Genomic DNA, 16,858 nt, shown 5'->3' with positions numbered 1-16,858 from the left:
TTGCTGTCGTTGTACGGGAGCGCCGCGGTTGTACAGGGGCGCCGCGGTTCCGAGCGGCGCTCCCGTATGGCGGTCAGGCCCCGATGCCGTGCCGTACGGCCCACAGCGCGGCCTGTGTGCGGTCGGCGAGGTCGAGCTTCATGAGGATGTTGGAGACATGGGTCTTGACGGTCTTCTCGGACAGCACCAGCGCGCGGGCGATCTCGCGGTTGGAGCGGCCGTCCGCGATCAGCCCGAGGACCTCGCGCTCCCGGTCGGTCAGTGACGTACCGCGCCCCTGGCCGCCGTTGTTCTCCTCCTGGGCGAGCAGCGCACCGGCCACCTCCGGCTGCAGCAGGACATGGCCCGCGTGAACGGAGCGGATGGCACCGGCCAGCGCCTCCGGATCGATGTCCTTGTAGACATAGCCGGCCGCGCCCGCGCGCAGCGCCGGGACGACGGTGCGCTGTTCGGTGAAGCTGGTCACGACCAGCACCCGGGCGGGGTTGTCCAGTTCGCGCAGTGTGCGGAGCGCCTCGATACCGTCCATGCCGGGCATCTTCACGTCCATCAGGACGACATCCGGGCGCAGCTCCTCGGCGGCGGCGATGCCCTCGGCCCCGTCGGAGGCCTCGCCCACCACCTCGATGTCCTCCTGGACCTCCAGGAACGTCCGCAGTCCGCGGCGCACGACCTGGTGATCGTCGACGAGCAGTACGCGGATGGCCCGGCCTTCGCCCGTCGGCCGCCGGCCCGGGCGTCCTCTGCCGACCTCCGCGGGGATCCCCGTCGCACCGTCCCTGTCCCTCTCAGCCACCGGGCACCTCCATCTCGACAGCGGTGCCCTTGCCGGGCTCCGACTCCACGGTGAGCTTTCCGCCGACGCCACCGGCGCGGTCGTGCATCGAGACCAGGCCGAGATGACGGCCGGCCCGGCGGACCGCGCGGGGGTCGAAACCGCAGCCGTCGTCGGCGATCCGCAGCAGTGCGCCCTGGCCGTTGCGGGTCAGGGTCACCTCGACGGTCTTGGCACCGGAGTGCCGCAGAGCATTGTGCAGCGCCTCCTGGGCGACCCGGAGCACGGCCTCCTCCTGGGCGGCGGGCAGCGCCCGGACGCTGTGGGCCGCGAAGGTGACCTGTGCGGAGTGGGCGCGGTCCAGGACCTGGGCCTGTGAGCGCAGGGTGGCGACCAGGCCGTCCTCGTCCAGGGCCGCGGGGCGCAGTTCAATGACGGCGGCCCGCAGTTCGTCGGCGGCCTCCGCGGCCAGCGCGGCGACCTGGTGCAGCTCGTCCTTGGCGCGGGCCGGGTCACGGTCGACCAGGGCGGTGGCGGCCTGGGCGGTAAGGCGGAGCGAGAAGAGCTTCTGGGCGACCGCGTCGTGCAGCTCGTGGGCGAGCCGGGCGCGCTCCCCGGCGATGGTCAGCTCGCGGCTGCGTTCGTAGAGGCGGGCGTTGGTCAGGGCGATGGCGGCGTGCTGGGCGAGTATCCCGAGCAGCCGCTCGTCCTCCTCGGTGAAACCGCAGCCTCCGGCCGGCTTGGGGCAGCGCTTGTTGGCCAGGAAGAGGGCGCCGAGGATCTCGTCACCGTCGGCGACCGGCAGGCCGAGGAAGTCGGACATGTCCGGGTGGGCCGCGGGCCAGCCGCCGAAGCGCGGGTCCTCGCGGACATCGGCGAGCCGCTCGGGGGTGGCGTTGTGCAGCATCGCGGCGAGGATGCCGTGCTGGCGGGGCAGCGGGCCGATGGCCTTCCACTGCTCGGCGCTGACGCCGTCCACCACGAACTGGGCGAAGCCGCCGTGGTCGTCGGGCACTCCCAGGGCGGCGTACTCGGCGTCCAGCAGCTCGCGGGCCGAGGCCACGATCGTCTTGAGGACGTCGCGCACCTCCAGGTGCCTGCTCATCGCCAGGATCGCGGTGCTCACCGCGGGGATCCCCGCTCCCGGTCCGTTGGTCATGGGCTCACCGTACCGGCGGGGCGACCAGCCCGTATCGGTCCGATGACGGCTGGTGCCTAAGCCCCCCGGCCTAGGCCGAATGCCCTGGCCACGGCCGGTCCGGCGGCCGACGTCCGGGGGCTGGTGGCGTTCCTACGGTCCGGGCCGGAAGGGGACGTGATCATGCCGGTGGCGATCATCACTGGGGCATCGAAGGGGCTGGGCCGGGCGCTTGCGGCGGCGCTGGCCGGACGTGGCTGGGATCTGGTGGTGGACGCCAGGTCGGCGGGGCCGCTGGAGGAGGCGGCGCGGGAGCTGCGCGCAGCGGGACAGGGAGCGGGGCGCGGGGCCGCGGCACGGGTGGTGGCACTGCCCGGGGACGTGGCGGATGCCGGGCACCGGGCGGCGCTGGTGGCGGCGGCCGGCGAGCTGGGCGGGCTCGATCTGCTGGTGAACAACGCGAGCGTGCTGGGGGCCGAGCCGCTGGTGCGGCTGGCGGACCATCCGCTGGACGGGCTGCGGGCGGCGCTGGAGGTGAATGTGGTGGCGCCGCTGGGGCTTATTCAGGAGGCTTTGCCGCTTTTGCTTATGTCCTCCTATTTGCCGTCGTATGAGAAATTTGCGGTGCATGCGGAGCGTACTTTTCACGACGGCGGTGACGGCAATGACGAGGCATACGATTCGCACCCCTACACCAAGAATGCCCGAAATGCCGGATCGTCCGATTCGTCCCCTTATATCGGGACAGGTGGGGTGATTCTCAACATCAGCTCGGACGCGGCCGTGGAGGCCTATCCGACCTGGGGCGGCTACGGGGCGGCAAAGGCCGCACTGGACCAGCAGTCGGCGGTGCTCGCGGCCGAGGAACCGGGACTGCGGGTGTGGTGGGTGGACCCGGGCGACATGCGGACCGATCTGTACGCGGCCGCCGTCCCGGACGACGACACGTCGGGGCGCCCGCTGCCGGAAACCGTGGTCCCGGGGCTGCTGCGGCTGCTGGACGGTGCCGCCCCCAGCGGGCGGTACACGGCGGCGTCCGTGGCGGCCACGACCGGCGAGGGGAGCGTCCGGTGATCGCGGACCTGTTGCAGGTCCCGGACGAGCTGTCGGCCCGGGTTCCGGCCGAGCAGCGGGGGCCCGGTGTGGGCCGGGACGCCGTCCGGCTGTTGGTGAGCCGGGGCACGGCCGAGGTCGGCCATCACGCCTTCGGGGACCTGCCGGACCTCCTGGCGGCCGGGGACGTCCTGGTGGTGAACACCTCGCGGACCCTGCCGGCGGCGGTGGACGGCCGGGTCGGCGACGGCCGGGGGCGCGGTGAGCCGGTGGTGGTGCACTTCTCGACCCGGGCGGACCGGTGGCATCCGGCGGGCCGGGCGGTGGCCGGACGCTGGGCGGTGGAGCTGCGCAGCCCGGACGGGCACGGCAGCACCCGGCCGCGGGCGGGCGGCCCGGCGGGCACCGTGGTGCGGCTGCCCGGCGGGGCGCGGCTGGTCCTGGAGGGCCCGGTGGACCCCGGCAGCGTACGGCTGTGGTGGGCACGGGTGACGGGCGCGCGGGCGACGGAGCTGATGCGGCGCCACGGGCGTCCGATCCGCTACGGCTACACGGAACGGGACCAGCCGCTGGCCGCGTACCAGACGGTGTTCGCGGTGGACGCGCCCGGCGGCGGCAGCGCGGAGATGCCGAGTGCCGCCCGCCCCTTCACCCCGGAGCTGGTGGCGCGGCTGGTGAGCAGGGGGGTGCAGTTCGCGCCGGTCGCGCTGCACACGGGGGTCGCCTCGGCGGAGGCGTTCGAGCCGCCGTACCCGGAGCGCTTCGTGGTGCCGCCGGTCACGGCGTGGCTGGTGAACGCCGTACGGGCCCGGCGCCGGGCGGCGGCGCGGCGGCAGCGTGCGGCGGGGAGTGCCCCGTCCGGGCGGATCGTGGCGGTGGGGACCACGGCCGTACGGGCCCTGGAGTCGGCGGCCGGTGCGGACGGGCGGGTGCGGGCCGCGGCCGGCTGGACGGATCTGGTGGTGACGCCGGAGCGCGGGGTGCGGGCGGTGGACGGTCTGCTCACCGGGCTGCACGAGCCCACCGCGTCCCATCTGCTGATGCTGGAGGCGGTCGCGTCGGTGACGGCGGACGGGGAGGCGCTGCGGCGCGCCTACGCGGCGGCGGTGCGGGGGCGCTACCTGTGGCATGAATTCGGCGATCTGCATCTGGTGCTGCCGGACTGAGTTCCGGGCTGGGCGCCGCCGGGCCCGACGAAGCGCCGGACGCCCGCCCACTCCGCGGGATCAGGGCGGCGGCGGAGGTGGTGGAGCAGGCCCTTGGCCAGGCCCTTGAGCGGGACGGCGCGCGCGGTGAGGCCCGGGGGCTGCCCGGCACCGGAATACGGAATGCCCGATTTGACCGGAAAGGCCCTCGGTCGATTCACCGTCGCATTCCGATGTATACAGACTGTGCATTTGCAATTACGTCCGGCGAGACAAACCCCCCGCCACTGTGACGCCGCGCATAGGACGCAGGTCACTTACGAGCCGGGGTAGTGGTGCCGTAAATATGGCGTGAGCTGGGGCGCTTCTATCCGGGACGGAATATTTCGCACTGTGGTTCCACTAACTCGGATCGTACGTCACACCTTTGCCGGGGGAATTTCCGGCCGCTAAGAATGGCTCCCGTCGCTCGGCGCCGTGGTCGGAACTCGGCGTTCGCCCCGCTCAAGGCCCGTGCGACGTCCCCCCATCGGAAGGTCTGTCCCGCCATGCCTCAGCACGCCACTTCTGGTCTCCACCGTCTGACCCGGACCCACAAGCTCTCCGCCGCCGGTGTCGCCGCCGCCGGTGCCGCCGCTCTGGTCTTCAGCCTCGTTCCGGGTGGCGACGCCGGCCAGGGCAAGAGCCAGGCCACCGCGGTCGAGAACGTGAAGCCGGTCGCCTTCAGCGCCGTCGACACCGCCGCCAAGACCCAGCAGGCCACGATCAGCCAGCAGGCCGACGCCTCCGCCGCCAAGGGCAAGGCCGAGGCCGCGGCCGCCAAGAAGGCCGCCGCCGAGAAGGCCGCCAAGGCCAAGGCCGCCGCCGCGGCGAAGGCCAAGGCCGAGAAGGCGCGCGCGGCGAAGGCCGCCGCGAACCGCTCCGAGGTGCGCACCGCGATCCCCGCCGCCGCCCCGAAGCCGGCCGCCAAGCCCGCCGCCAAGGTCTACCCGGACAACCTGGACGGCTGGATCCGCGAGTCGCTGGACATCATGGCCAAGAAGGGCATCCCCGGTTCCTACGAGGGCATCCACCGCAACATCATGCGGGAGTCCAGCGGTAACCCGATGGCCATCAACAACTGGGACATCAACGCCATCAACGGCACCCCGTCCAAGGGCCTGCTCCAGGTCATCGCGCCGACCTTCAAGGCGTACCACGTCGAAGGCACCTCCTGGAACGCCTACGACCCGGTCGCCAACATCACCGCCGCCTGCAACTACGCGGCCGACCGGTACGGCTCGATGGACAACGTCAACTCGGCCTACTGAGCCGACGGTTCACGCAGTCCGCGGACGTGCGCACACCGCCGAGGGGCGGCACCCGGTTCGGGTGCCGCCCCTCGGGCGTGCCGGTGCGGAGCGCGGCGCTACTTGCGCATGACCTCCGGCTCGTGGCGGCGCAGCAGCCGCGCGACGACGAAGGCGAGCGCGATGCCCAGCGCGATCAGGATGATCATGTCCATCACATAGACACCGGTCTGGTGCTTCCACAGCGGGTCCGGGTTGCCCGGCTCCCACGGCAGCAGGGTGTTCATGTCGGCGGTCGCGCCCATCGCGCCGACGGCCCAGCGCGACGGCATCAGCCAGGCGAACTGCGCGACGCCCACCGTGTCGAAGAGCTGGAAGAGCACACCGGTGAAGACGACCTGGACGATGGCGAACATGACCAGCAGCGGCATGGTCTTCTCGGCGGTCTTGACCAGCGCGGAGATGATCAGGCCGAACATCATCGAGGTGAAGCCGAGCGCGATGATCGCCAGCGCCATCTCGATCGCCGGGACGTTTTCCACCAGCAGGCCCTCGTCGGGCATGTTCCGGGTCGAGAAACCTATCGCCGCGATGATCACGCCCTGGATGGCCGTGACCACGCCGAGCACGATCACCTTGGACATCAGATACGCCGACCGCGACAGGCCGGTGGCCCGTTCGCGCTCATAGATGACCCGCTCCTTGATGAGCTCACGGACCGAGTTGGCGGCGCCCGAGAAGCACATTCCGACCGCGAGGATCAGCATGATCGTGCTCGCGTCGCGGTTGGTGCGGTGTCTGTTCAGCGGCCCGTAGCCGAGGCCGTAATCGCTGGGGATCAGCATCGAGACCACACCGAGCACCGCGGGCAGGATCAGCATCAGCCCGAGGAAACCGCGGTCGGAGGCGAGCACCGAGACATAGCGGCGCATCAGCGTCCACAGCTGCGAGCCCCAGCTCTGGGACTTCTGTATCCGGGCCGGCGGCGCCTGGACGTTGACCGACTGCGGGGCGACGGCGTCGATGTCGGCGGCGTACATCTGGTAGTGCGGGGAGCCGCGCCAGCGCCCCATCCAGTCGTAGTCGCGGTAGTTCTCGAACGCCGAGAAGACATCCGCCCAGGTGTCGTACTGGAAGAAGTTGAGCGCTTCCTCGGGCGGGCCGAAGTAGGCCACGCCACCGCCCGGGGCCATCACCAGCAGCTTGTCGCACAGCCCGAGTTCGGCCACCGAGTGTGTGACGACCAGGACCGTACGGCCGTCGTCGGCGAGGCCGCGCAGCAGCTGCATGACATCGCGGTCCATGCCCGGGTCGAGTCCGGAGGTCGGCTCGTCCAGGAAGATCAGTGACGGCTTGGTGAGCAGCTCCAGGGCCACCGACACCCGCTTGCGCTGACCGCCGGAGAGCGAGGTGACCCGCTTGTCCTTGTGGATGTCGAGCTTGAGCTCGCGCAGCACCTCGTCGATCCGGGCCTCGCGCTCGGACTCCGCGGTGTCGCCGGGGAAGCGGAGCTTGGCGGCGTAGCGGAGCGCCTTTTGGACGGTCAGTTCCTTGTGCAGGATGTCGTCCTGCGGGACCAGACCGATGCGCTGGCGCAGTTCGGCGAACTGCTTGTAGAGGTTCCGGTTGTCGTAGAGGACATCGCCCTGGTTGGCGGGCCGGTAGCCGGTCAGCGCCTTGAGCAGGGTCGACTTGCCGGAGCCCGAGGGGCCGATGACCGCGATCAGCGACTTCTCGGGGACGCCGAAGGAGACGTCCTTGAGGATCTGCTTGCCGCCGTCGACGGTGACGGTCAGATGGCGGGCCGAGAAGGAGACCTCGCCGGTGTCGACGAACTCCTCCAGGCGGTCGCCGACCAGCCGGAAGGTGGAGTGACCGACACCGATGATGTCGTTCGGGCCGATCACCGCCGTACCGGACTTGGTGACCGGCTGGCCGTTGACATAGGTGCCGTTGTGGCTGCCCAGGTCGCGGATCTCGAAGCGGCCGTCGGGGGTGGCGCGGAACTCGGCGTGGTGGCGGGAGACCTGGAGGTCGGAGACGACCAGCTCGTTCTCCAGCGCACGGCCGATACGCATCACCCGGCCCGTGTCGAGGCGGTGGAAGGTGGTCGGGCTGCGGTCACCGTGGACCGGTCCGCCGCCCGCCTTCTGCGCGGGGCGCTCCTGTGGCGGCCGGGCCTGCTGCTGCGGCACGGCCTGCTGCTGCTGCGGCTGTGCCTGCTGGGGCGGGACGTAGGGCGGCTGCTGCCCCTGCGGCGGTGCCTGCCAGCCCTGCTGGGCGGGCGGCTGGTGGGCCGGCGCCTGGTGTGCGGGGGGCGCCTGCCAGCCCTGCGCGGCCTGCTGCTGCGGCGCCATCGCGGGCCGCGCGCTGAAGGCGTCGGCGGCCGGGGCCGACAGGGTCACCCGCGGGCCGTCGGTGGCATTGCCCAGATGCACGGTCGAGCCGGGGCCGATCTCCATCTGGTGGATCCGCTGGCCCTGGACGTACGTGCCGTTGGTGCTGCCCTGGTCTTCGATGATCCAGCCGCGGCCGGCCCATCTCACGGTGGCGTGCCGCCAGGAGACCCTGGCGTCGTCGAGCACCATGTCGCCCTGCGGATCACGGCCCACGTTGTAGGACCGGGACGGGTCGAGCGTCCAGGTCCTTCCGTTCAATTCGAGTACGAGTTCAGGCACTCCATGCCCCATTACATAGTCCCCCGAGTGACGCCCTGTATGGGAAGTCTAGGGATGGCGAACATCGTGAGGAACTATTTCAGGCTTGGCCCACCGACCGGAAACCGGGACGGGACCGGGGTGTACGGGGCCCGCGCCGGTGCCGCCAAACGCTCCCGGAGCACGGGAAGAACCCATGCATGGGCAGGGATCACCGGATTCCGGGTGTTCCGGACCGACCGGGTACCGCGGGCGCGTGCAGCGCCCGCCGAGTACGTCATGCACGTCCGCTCCGGAGGCCGCATTATGGGATGAAGCGGATGAATACCCGACCGGCGGCGCTGCCCGCCGCGGTCGCGCTCCGTGAGCCTGCCGAACGCTCCGGTCCGGCAGGGGCGTTGGCATACCGGGCGGATGCCCCGGCCAACGGTCCGGGACGGGCCGGACACGACTCCATAACGATCGACGGCGGCGACCGGGGCCGGGAGCGACGGGGTGCGGGCCCGAGGGCACGGGGCCGCGCCGGTCCGAACCCCGGACACCCGTACGGACGCGGCCGCCCGGCGGTTACCGTAAGGGCACCATGAGCGCATCGCAGATCCCGCCTGCCACCGCCGTACCGGGCGATGACGTACCGACCCTGCTCGTCAAGATCTTCGGGAAGGACCGTCCCGGCATCACCGCAGGTCTCTTCGACACCCTCGCTGCCTACTCCGTCGATGTCGTGGACATCGAACAGGTGGTGACCCGGGGACGCATCACGCTGTGCGCACTGGTCACCGCCCCCTCCCCCGCCCAGGGCGCCACCGGCTCCTCCGAGGGCGACCTGCGGGCCACCGTGCACAGCTGGGCCGAGTCGCTGAACCTCCAGGCGGAGATCATCTCCGGCCGGGGTGACAACCGCCCGCGCGGCACCGGACGTTCGCACGTCACCGTGCTGGGGCATCCGCTCACCGCCGAGTCCGCCGCCGCGATCGCCGCCGCCATAACGGCCACCGGCGGCAACATCGACCGTATTTTCCGGCTTGCCAAGTATCCGGTGACCGCCGTCGAGTTCGCGGTCTCCGGTGCGGCGACCGAGGCGCTGCGCAGTGTGCTGGCGCCCGAGGCCGCCCAGCTCGGAGTGGATGTCGCCGTGGTGGCGGCCGGGCTGCAGCGCCGGGCGCAGCGGCTGGTCGTCATGGACGTCGACTCGACGCTCATCCAGGACGAGGTCATCGAGCTGTTCGCGGCGCACGCCGGCTGTGAGGCCGAGGTCGCCGAGGTCACCACCGCCGCGATGCGCGGTGAGCTGGACTTCGAGCAGTCGCTGCACGCCCGGGTCGAGCTGCTCGGCGGGCTCGACGCCTCCGTGGTCGAGGCCGTGCGCAAGGAGGTGCGGCTCACCCCCGGGGCACGCACCCTGGTACGGACCCTCAAGCGGCTCGGCTACCAAGTCGGCGTCGTCTCGGGGGGCTTCACCCAGGTCACCGATGCGCTCAAGGAAGAGCTGGGGCTGGACTTCGCCTCCGCCAACACCCTGGAGATCGTCGACGGCAAGCTCACCGGCCGGGTCACCGGCCCCATCGTGGACCGGGCCGGGAAGGCCAGGCTGCTGCGGGAATTCGCGCAGCAGGCGGGGGTACCGCTCGCGCAGACCGTGGCGATCGGGGACGGCGCCAACGACCTCGACATGCTGAACGCGGCCGGGCTCGGTGTCGCCTTCAACGCCAAGCCGGTGGTCCGGGAGGCGGCGCACACCGCCGTGAACGTGCCGTTCCTGGACACCGTGCTGTATCTGCTGGGCATCACCCGCGACGAGGTCGAGGCGGCCGACACCCACGAGTGACCCGCGCCGGCCGTGCCGGCACCGGCACGGCCACCCGGCCACGCGGTCGGCATGCCTGACGAGACGCCGTCCTTGCACGGCCGAGGGCCCCGGCAGAACCGCTGCCGGGGCCCTCGTCGTCTCCGCTCCCCGCACGCACCGGGCGGGCGGAGGCGCCGGGATCACTCGTGCGGCGTCCAGTACGCGACCAGTCGTCCGACGCCGTGCTCGACCGACTTCCAGGAGCCGTTGAAGGTCAGCACGGCCACCGAGGCGGTCGGGAAGCCGCTGCGGTTCATCCGCGGCAGCAGATCACCGTCGGCCTCGCCCGAGAGTGCGTCGGCGAGGGCGTGCACACCGGGGTTGTGCCCGACCAGCATCAGGTCGTTCACCTCGTCGGAGGTCTCGTTCAGCAGCGCGATGAGCTCGCCGAGGGAGGCTTCGTAGATCCGCTCCTCATAGACGGTCTTGGGCCGCTGCGGGAGTTCATGGACGGCGAGCTTCCAGGTCTCGCGGGTACGCACTGAGGTCGAGCACAGGGTCAGATCAGGGGTGATCCCGGCTCCGGCCAGCCAGCGGCCGGCGACCGGGGCATCCTTGCGGCCGCGGTCGGCGAGCGGACGCTCATGGTCGCTGCTGTCCGACCATTCGGCCTTGGCGTGTCGGAGGAGGACAATCCGGCGGGGTGTATCGGCGCTCATGCGTCCCAGCTTCGCACGAAAGGCGGCGCGGGGCGCGGGGTGTTGAAGCGCTCGTTCCGCCGGGTGGGACGCGGGCACGGCTGATCACCGGGCACCGCCGTGCACCAGCTCGGCCAGGAGTTCCAGCAGCGGGGCCAGGCCCTGCCGGGCGCTCGCGGCGCTCGCCTCGGAGGAGCCGGCGACGAGCGCCAGCAGGGCTATGAAGCAGACCACCGCCAGGGCCGGCGCCCACCACGGCAGCCGCGTCCGCAGACGGGACGCCTTGGCTGCGGGCGGGCGGCGGAACGCGGCGGACATGCGGAGTGCCTCCGTGATGCGTCGACGGGCACGCCCGGCCGCGGACGGCGGCGCGCCCACCGCTGTCTGCGGTGTGCTTCGACGCTACGGATCACCGGCGGCCGTTCCAATCCGGGAAGCCACCCACTCACCCCTGACGCCTGCCCCCTAAGGGACGCGGGGGCTACCTCCACCCCGCGCGGCTCCGGCCACGGTCCGGCTAGGGCGCGATGGCACTCGCGATGATCGCGACGACGACGGTCACGCCGAGCATGGCGCCCAGGACGAGGAGCAGCTTCTTCTGTCCGCCCTGCGGATTCGGTTCGAGCACTGGCATGGGCCCAGTGTCGCACTCACGCCTCGTCCTCGATCCGGCGGTCCCGGCCCGCCAGCACACCCACCGCGATCTGCGGCACCATGAGCCCGGCCATCAGGGCGATCGGCAGCCCCCAGCCGCCGCTGTGCTGGTAGAGCGTGCCGACCAGCAGCGGTCCGGGAATGGAGATCAGATAGCCGACGCTCTGGGCGAAGGCCGAGAGCTTGACGACACCGGCGGAGCTGGTCGAGCGCATCCCGATCATCGTCAGGGCCAGCGGGAAGGCGCAGTTGGAGATGCCCATCAGCAGCGCCCAGGCCCAGGCGCCGGCGGCCGGTGCCAGCCACAGCCCGGTGTAGCCGGCCAGGCCGCAGAGGCCGAGCAGCACCACGAGCGGGCCCTGGTGCCGCATCCGGGTCGCCAGCCGTGGCAGCACGAAGGAGAGCGGGACACCCATCGCCATCGTGACGGCGAGCAGCACCCCCGCGGTACCCGCCGAGACACCGGCGTCGCGGAAGATCTGCGGCATCCAGCCCATGGTGATGTACGCGGCCGTGGCCTGCAGGCCGAAGAAGACGGCCAGCGCCCAGGCGGTCGGTGACGCGGTGATCCGTACCGGGGCCTCCGGGGGCCGGGCCGCGGTGGAGGTGGCCGCTCCGGCGAGGGCCCGGCGCTGCCGGACCACCATGAGCCAGGGCAGCACGGCGACCGCGGCGAGCGCCCCCCACACCGCCAGGCCGGTCCGCCAACTGCCGCCCAGCGCCTCGGTCATGGGGACGGTGAGCGCCGCGGCGAGCGAGGTGCCCAGGGCCAGCGCCATGGAGTAGAGCCCGGTCATCGAACCGACCCGGCCGGGGAACCAGCTCTTGATGACGACCGGCATCAGGACATTGCTGACCGCAATTCCGGCCAGGGCGAGCGCGCTGGCGGCGAGGAAGCCGCCGGTGCCGCCGAGGTACGGGCGCGCCACGACGCCCACGGTGATCGCGGCCATTCCGGCGCAGACGATCGCACCGGGCCCCCAGCGCCTGGCCAGCCGGGGCGCGGCGATGCCGAAGGCGGCGAAGCACAGGGCAGGGACGGAGGTCAGCAGCCCGGCGACGGTGCCGCTCATGCCGAGGCCGGCGCGGACCTCCTCCAGGAGGGCGCCGAGGCTGGTGATGGCTGGGCGGAGGTTGAGCGCGGCGAGGACGAGACCGGCGATCACCAGGCGCGGCAGCCAGCGGCCGGCCGGCCCGGCCGCCGGGGCGGCATGCCCGGGGCCCGGCTGCGGGTCTTGCGGACCGTCGGCCGGCCGGTCGGTGGAGGTCGTACGGGGCCCGGCGGCGGGGCCGAGGGTCGCGAGGTCGTCGTCTGCCATAGACGCCATCATAGAATCATGGGATGAATCCCTGTCCAATTGATATCGGTAGCCTCTGCTGTCTCGGGCGGCGCCGGGAACCGACAGGATCCGGCGGGCGCCGCCCCGCCTTCCGTCCGCCCCTTCCCCCCGGAGCGCAGCCATGCCTCTGACCTCTCCCCGCCGGTCCGCGCTGGCGGACCAGGTGATCGCGCAGCTGCGCGCCCAGATCACGTCCGGTGAGTGGCCGGTGGGATCCCGTATCCCGACCGAGCCGGCGCTCGTCGAGCAGCTCGGGGTCGCCCGTAACACCGTCCGCGAGGCCGTCCGGGCGCTGGCCCACAACGGGCTGCTGGACATCCGCCAGGGGTCGGGCACCTACGTGGTGGCCACCAGTGAACTGGCCGGGGTGATGAACCGCCGGTTCGCGGCGGCCGAGCCCGGACACGTCGCCGAGCTGCGCAGCGCCCTGGAGGCGTCGGCCGCGCGGCTCGCCGCGGAGCGGCGCACCCCGCAGGACCTGCGGCAGATCGACGCCCTGCTGGAGCGGCGCGAGCGGGCCTGGGAGTCCGGTGCGGCGGAGGCCTTCGTGGAGGCGGACGCGACCTTGCACATGGCGATCGTGTCGGCCTCCCACAACGAGGTGCTGGCCGAGATCTACGCCGACCTCGGGGGTGTGCTGCGGGACTTCCTGCGGGCCGATGTGGGCGAGGAGCTGCGGCCCGAGGCGCATATGGACCATGCCCGGCTGGTGGAGGCGATCCGTGCGGGCGACGCCGACCGGGCGGCCGCCGAGGCGAGTGCGCACCCCTTCGGCTGCCGGCTGACCGTACCGGGGCCCTGAGGGAGGGTCGAACAGTTCCCGTAGGGGATGCCGGCGCCCCCTGCGGGGCCACAACGGGCCGGGCGGGGGTGGTATTCCCGTGGCGCAAGGGGGTGCTATTCCCGTGGCGCAATGCGTACTGCCCGCCCCGGCACACCGGGACGGGCAGTACGGAGGAAGCGCGGGGCGTCAGGCGCCCATCATGTGCACTCCGCCGTCGACGTGCACGATCTCGCCCGTCGTCCGCGGGAAGAAGTCCGACAGCATGCCGACGACACCACGGCCGGCCGGCTCCGGGTCGGCCAGGTCCCAGCCGATCGGGGCGCGGTGGTTCCACACGTCCGCCAGCTCCTCGAAGCCCGGGATGGACTTGGCGGCCATCGACTTGATGGGGCCGGCCGAGACCAGGTTGCAGCGGACGCCCTTGGGGCCCAGGTCACGCGCCAGGTAGCGGTTGGTGCTCTCCAGCGCCGCCTTGGCCACGCCCATCCAGTCGTACTTCGGCCAGGCGATCTGCGCGTCGAAGGTGAGGCCGACGACCGCGCCGCCGTGCTCCATCAGCGGCAGGCAGGCCATCGTCAGCGACTTGTAGGAGTACGCCGAGACCTGGACCGCGGTGCCGACGTCCGACCACTCGGCCTCCAGGAAGTTGAAGGCGCCCTGCGGGCCGAAGGCGATGGAGTGCACGATGCCGTCGAGGCGGGCGCCCTCGCCCTGGTGCTCGCGGATCTTGTCGGCCAGACCGTCCAGGTGCTCCTGGTTGGTGACGTCCAGCTCGATGACCGGGGCGGGCTTGGGCAGCCGCTTGGCGATCCGCTCCACGAGGGAGAGCCGGCCGAAGCCGGTGAGGATGACCTCGGCGCCCTCGTTCTGGGCGACCTTGGCCGCCTGAAACGCGATCGACGACTCGGTCAGAACACCCGTGACCAGGATGCGCTTGCCTGCAAGGATTCCACTCATGCTGATCAGTGACCCATGCCCAATCCGCCGTCGACAGGAATGACGGCTCCGGTGATGTACGCGGCCTCGTCGGAGGCCAGGAAGCGGACCGAGGCGGCGATCTCCTCGGGCTGCGCATACCGCGCGAGCGGCACCTGCTTGACGATGCTCTCCCGCTGCTCGTCGGTGAGCACCCGGGTCATGTCGGTGTCGACGAAGCCGGGGGCGACGACGTTGACGGTGATGTTGCGGCTGCCCAGCTCGCGGGCGAGCGAGCGGGCGAAGCCCACCAGACCGGCCTTGGAGGCGGCGTAGTTCGCCTGGCCCGGGGCGCCCATCAGGCCCACCACGGACGAGATCAGCACGACCCGGCCCTTGCGGGCCCGCAGCATCGCGCGGTTGGCGCGCTTGACCACCCGGAACGTGCCGGTGAGGTTGGTCTCCAGGACCGAGGTGAAGTCCTCCTCGGACATCCGCATCAGCAGCTGGTCACGGGTGACGCCGGCGTTGGCCACCAGCACCTCGACCGGACCCTGCTTCTCCTCGATCTCCTTGTATGCCTGCTCGACCTGCTCGTTGTCCGTGATGTCGCACTTCACGGCCAAAAATCCCGCGGGGGGCTCGCCCGAGCGGTAGGTGATGGCGACCTTGTCGCCTGCCTCGGCGAAGGCACGGGCAATGGCGAGGCCGATGCCGCGGTTACCTCCGGTGACCAGAACCGAGCGGCTCAAGAGATCACCCTTTCCGTTTCTGTCCGTCCTGCGTTCGATACGAAACTATCGGTCGCGGGGTCCTTCCGGGGAATCGAGCACGGACAGGCGCGTGCGCCGGTCACTGTCGGGTCTCCACAGAACCACGGCGGAATCCCGGACCGCGGCGGCCCGCGCCGGCCGTGTCGCACCGGGCCCCGGCACTGTGCGTCACCTTGGCCGGCGCCCGGCGCCGCACCCCGGTGTCCTCTGGGCCGCGGGCCCGCCACAGGGCATGATGCAGGCGCCGACCACGGGAGGAACCCTTGCCTGCACCCCATGCCGTTGACGAGACATTCCTGGCGCTGCCGCTGCATGCGCTGGCCGATGCCGCGCTGGCCCGCGCCCGCGCACTGGGCGCCGACCATGCGGACTTCCGCCTGGAGCGGATCCGCAGCGCGTCCTGGCGGCTGCGGGACGCCCGTCCGTCCGGGACCTCGGACATCACCGACCTGGGGTATGCGGTGCGGGTGGTGCACGGCGGGGCCTGGGGGTTCGCGTCCGGGGTGGATCTGACGATGGACGCGGCCGCGCGGGTGGCCGCGCAGGCGGTGGCGATGGCGAAGCTGTCCGCGAAGGTGATCAGGGCCGCGGGCTCCGACGAGAGGGTCGAGCTGGCGCCGGAGCCCGCGCACCCGGACCGCACCTGGGTCTCCTCCTACGAGACCAACCCCTTCGACGTCCCGGACGCCGACAAGACCGGGCTGCTGGCGGAGTGGAGCACACGGCTGCTGGCCGCCGAGGGCGTGGCCCATGCGGACGCCGCGCTGCTGACCGTCCAGGAGAACAAGTTCTACGCGGACACCGCGGGCACCAGCACCACCCAGCAGCGGGTGCGGCTGCATCCGCAGCTCACCGCGGTCGCGGTGGACCCGGCGAGCGGCGACTTCGACTCGATGCGCACCCTGGCCCCGCCGGTCGGGCGCGGCTGGGAGTATCTGACCGGCGGCCACTACGACTGGGACGCTGAACTGGCCCGGATCCCCGAGCACCTCGCCGAGAAGATGCGCGCACCGACCGTCGAGGCCGGCGCGTACGACCTGGTGGTGGATCCGTCCAACCTCTGGCTGACGATCCACGAGTCGATCGGGCACGCCACCGAGCTGGACCGGGCGCTGGGCTACGAGGCGGCGTACGCGGGAACCTCGTTCGCCACCTTCGACCAGCTCGGGAAGCTGGCGTACGGCTCCGGGATCATGAATGTGACGGGCGACCGGACCGCCGAGCACGGACTCGCGACGATCGGCTACGACGACGAGGGGGTGGCCGCACAGTCCTGGGACCTGATCAAGGACGGAACCCTGGTCGGCTATCAACTCGACCGCAGAATCGCCCAGTTGACGGGATTCACCCGCTCCAACGGATGCGCCTACGCGGACTCCCCTGGCCATGTCCCGGTCCAGCGGATGGCGAACGTCTCACTGCAGCCGGCGGCGGACGGCCCGTCCACGGACGAGCTGATCTCCGGGGTGGAGCGCGGCATCTATGTCGTCGGCGACCGCTCGTGGTCCATCGACATGCAGCGGTACAACTTCCAGTTCACCCAGCAGAGGGCCTATGCGATCCGCAACGGCCGTCTCTGCGGGCAGGTGCGGGACGTCGCCTACCAGGCGACCACCACCGACTTCTGGGGCTCGATGACCGCGGTCGGCGGTCCGGAGACCTATGTGCTGGGCGGCGCCTTCAACTGTGGCAAGGCCCAGCCCGGCCAGGTCGCCGCCGTCTCGCACGGCTGCCCCTCCGCCCTCTTCCAGGGCGTGAACATTCTGAACACGACGCAGGAGGCCGGTCGATGAGCCGCCACCACGGAACCGGCCGGGGGCCCGGGGGGCGTCCCCCGGGAAGGCACCG

15 protein-coding genes are annotated in these 16,858 nt (G+C 71.7%); 6 read left to right on the top strand and 9 right to left on the bottom strand.

Going from position 1 to position 16,858, the window contains the following annotated elements:
* Positions 1-73: 73 nt before the first annotated feature.
* Positions 74-763, bottom strand: coding sequence for a response regulator transcription factor (locus tag SLV14N_RS30690; RefSeq protein ID WP_263273327.1), 690 nt, complete (start codon positions 761-763; stop codon positions 74-76).
* 25 nt (positions 764-788) lie between these two features.
* The gene (locus SLV14N_RS30685; RefSeq protein WP_208685357.1) at positions 789-1,934 is read right to left on the bottom strand and encodes a GAF domain-containing sensor histidine kinase; all 1,146 of its coding nucleotides are present in this window, start codon (positions 1,932-1,934) and stop codon (positions 789-791) included.
* A gap of 162 nt (positions 1,935-2,096) precedes the next feature.
* Between SLV14N_RS30685 and SLV14N_RS30680 the strand changes: the two genes are divergently transcribed.
* From SLV14N_RS30680 to SLV14N_RS30670, 3 genes are all read left to right on the top strand, one after another.
* Entirely contained in the window at positions 2,097-2,987 is an 891-nt protein-coding gene (locus SLV14N_RS30680; RefSeq protein WP_317633723.1) for an SDR family NAD(P)-dependent oxidoreductase, read from the top strand.
* A complete protein-coding gene (locus SLV14N_RS30675) occupies positions 2,984-4,132 on the top strand; it encodes an S-adenosylmethionine:tRNA ribosyltransferase-isomerase (protein ID WP_263271871.1) in 1,149 nt (382 codons plus the stop codon). The genes SLV14N_RS30680 and SLV14N_RS30675 overlap by 4 nt, the downstream gene beginning before the upstream one ends.
* A gap of 527 nt (positions 4,133-4,659) precedes the next feature.
* Entirely contained in the window at positions 4,660-5,421 is a 762-nt protein-coding gene (locus tag SLV14N_RS30670; protein ID WP_208685350.1) for a transglycosylase SLT domain-containing protein, read from the top strand.
* A 98-nt stretch (positions 5,422-5,519) separates the two neighbouring features.
* Here SLV14N_RS30670 and SLV14N_RS30665 read toward each other — a convergent pair whose 3' ends face one another.
* A complete protein-coding gene (locus tag SLV14N_RS30665) occupies positions 5,520-8,090 on the bottom strand; it encodes an FHA domain-containing protein (protein ID WP_263271867.1) in 2,571 nt (856 codons plus the stop codon).
* Between the two features lie 550 nt (positions 8,091-8,640).
* Here SLV14N_RS30665 and serB point away from each other — a divergent pair.
* A complete protein-coding gene (gene serB / locus SLV14N_RS30660) occupies positions 8,641-9,885 on the top strand; it encodes a phosphoserine phosphatase SerB (RefSeq protein ID WP_208685346.1) in 1,245 nt (414 codons plus the stop codon).
* Positions 9,886-10,046: 161 nt separating this feature from the next.
* Here serB and SLV14N_RS30655 read toward each other — a convergent pair whose 3' ends face one another.
* The 4 genes from SLV14N_RS30655 to SLV14N_RS30640 all read right to left on the bottom strand — a co-directional run bounded on the left by SLV14N_RS30655 (position 10,047) and on the right by SLV14N_RS30640 (position 12,517).
* Entirely contained in the window at positions 10,047-10,565 is a 519-nt protein-coding gene (locus SLV14N_RS30655) for a histidine phosphatase family protein (RefSeq protein ID WP_018091766.1), read from the bottom strand.
* 84 nt (positions 10,566-10,649) lie between these two features.
* On the bottom strand, positions 10,650-10,862 hold the full coding sequence (locus tag SLV14N_RS30650; protein ID WP_208685344.1) for a hypothetical protein: 213 nt from the start codon (positions 10,860-10,862) through the stop codon (positions 10,650-10,652).
* 199 nt (positions 10,863-11,061) lie between these two features.
* A complete protein-coding gene (locus SLV14N_RS30645) occupies positions 11,062-11,178 on the bottom strand; it encodes an SGM_5486 family transporter-associated protein (RefSeq protein WP_254462138.1) in 117 nt (38 codons plus the stop codon).
* Between the two features lie 16 nt (positions 11,179-11,194).
* Complete coding sequence (locus SLV14N_RS30640; protein WP_263271863.1) at positions 11,195-12,517, bottom strand: MFS transporter; 1,323 nt, start codon at positions 12,515-12,517, stop codon at positions 11,195-11,197.
* Between the two features lie 142 nt (positions 12,518-12,659).
* Here SLV14N_RS30640 and SLV14N_RS30635 point away from each other — a divergent pair, with 142 nt between their 5' ends.
* Entirely contained in the window at positions 12,660-13,340 is a 681-nt protein-coding gene (locus SLV14N_RS30635; RefSeq protein ID WP_208685339.1) for a FadR/GntR family transcriptional regulator, read from the top strand.
* A gap of 168 nt (positions 13,341-13,508) precedes the next feature.
* Here the strand turns inward: SLV14N_RS30635 and fabI are convergent, their stop codons facing one another.
* Both fabI and fabG read right to left on the bottom strand, forming a co-directional pair.
* Positions 13,509-14,279, bottom strand: coding sequence for an enoyl-ACP reductase FabI (gene fabI, locus SLV14N_RS30630; protein ID WP_042161549.1), 771 nt, complete (start codon positions 14,277-14,279; stop codon positions 13,509-13,511).
* A 5-nt stretch (positions 14,280-14,284) separates the two neighbouring features.
* A complete protein-coding gene (fabG, locus tag SLV14N_RS30625; RefSeq protein WP_018091772.1) occupies positions 14,285-14,989 on the bottom strand; it encodes a 3-oxoacyl-[acyl-carrier-protein] reductase in 705 nt (234 codons plus the stop codon).
* 284 nt (positions 14,990-15,273) lie between these two features.
* Between fabG and SLV14N_RS30620 the strand changes: the two genes are divergently transcribed.
* Complete coding sequence (locus SLV14N_RS30620; RefSeq protein ID WP_208685337.1) at positions 15,274-16,803, top strand: TldD/PmbA family protein; 1,530 nt, start codon at positions 15,274-15,276, stop codon at positions 16,801-16,803.
* Positions 16,804-16,858: the final 55 nt, after the last annotated feature.

The organism is Streptomyces sp. Je 1-4 4N24 (genome assembly GCF_026239515.1).
Taxonomy (GTDB): domain Bacteria; phylum Actinomycetota; class Actinomycetes; order Streptomycetales; family Streptomycetaceae; genus Streptomyces; species Streptomyces nigrescens.
This window is presented reverse-complemented; position numbering and strand designations above follow the sequence as displayed.

What these genes read in the sequence shown, in the direction of transcription:
- SLV14N_RS30685 (WP_208685357.1), bottom strand. Translation starts at nt 1,934, where the DNA reads ATGACCAACGGACCGGGAGCGGGGATCCCCGCGGTGAGCACCGCGATC.
- SLV14N_RS30680 (WP_317633723.1), top strand. Translation starts at nt 2,097, where the DNA reads ATGCCGGTGGCGATCATCACTGGGGCATCGAAGGGGCTGGGCCGGGCG.
- SLV14N_RS30670 (WP_208685350.1), top strand. Translation starts at nt 4,660, where the DNA reads ATGCCTCAGCACGCCACTTCTGGTCTCCACCGTCTGACCCGGACCCAC.
- SLV14N_RS30665 (WP_263271867.1), bottom strand. Translation starts at nt 8,090, where the DNA reads ATGGGGCATGGAGTGCCTGAACTCGTACTCGAATTGAACGGAAGGACC.
- serB (WP_208685346.1), top strand. Translation starts at nt 8,641, where the DNA reads ATGAGCGCATCGCAGATCCCGCCTGCCACCGCCGTACCGGGCGATGAC.
- SLV14N_RS30655 (WP_018091766.1), bottom strand. Translation starts at nt 10,565, where the DNA reads ATGAGCGCCGATACACCCCGCCGGATTGTCCTCCTCCGACACGCCAAG.
- SLV14N_RS30650 (WP_208685344.1), bottom strand. Translation starts at nt 10,862, where the DNA reads ATGTCCGCCGCGTTCCGCCGCCCGCCCGCAGCCAAGGCGTCCCGTCTG.
- SLV14N_RS30645 (WP_254462138.1), bottom strand. Translation starts at nt 11,178, where the DNA reads ATGCCAGTGCTCGAACCGAATCCGCAGGGCGGACAGAAGAAGCTGCTC.
- SLV14N_RS30640 (WP_263271863.1), bottom strand. Translation starts at nt 12,517, where the DNA reads ATGGCAGACGACGACCTCGCGACCCTCGGCCCCGCCGCCGGGCCCCGT.
- SLV14N_RS30635 (WP_208685339.1), top strand. Translation starts at nt 12,660, where the DNA reads ATGCCTCTGACCTCTCCCCGCCGGTCCGCGCTGGCGGACCAGGTGATC.
- fabI (WP_042161549.1), bottom strand. Translation starts at nt 14,279, where the DNA reads ATGAGTGGAATCCTTGCAGGCAAGCGCATCCTGGTCACGGGTGTTCTG.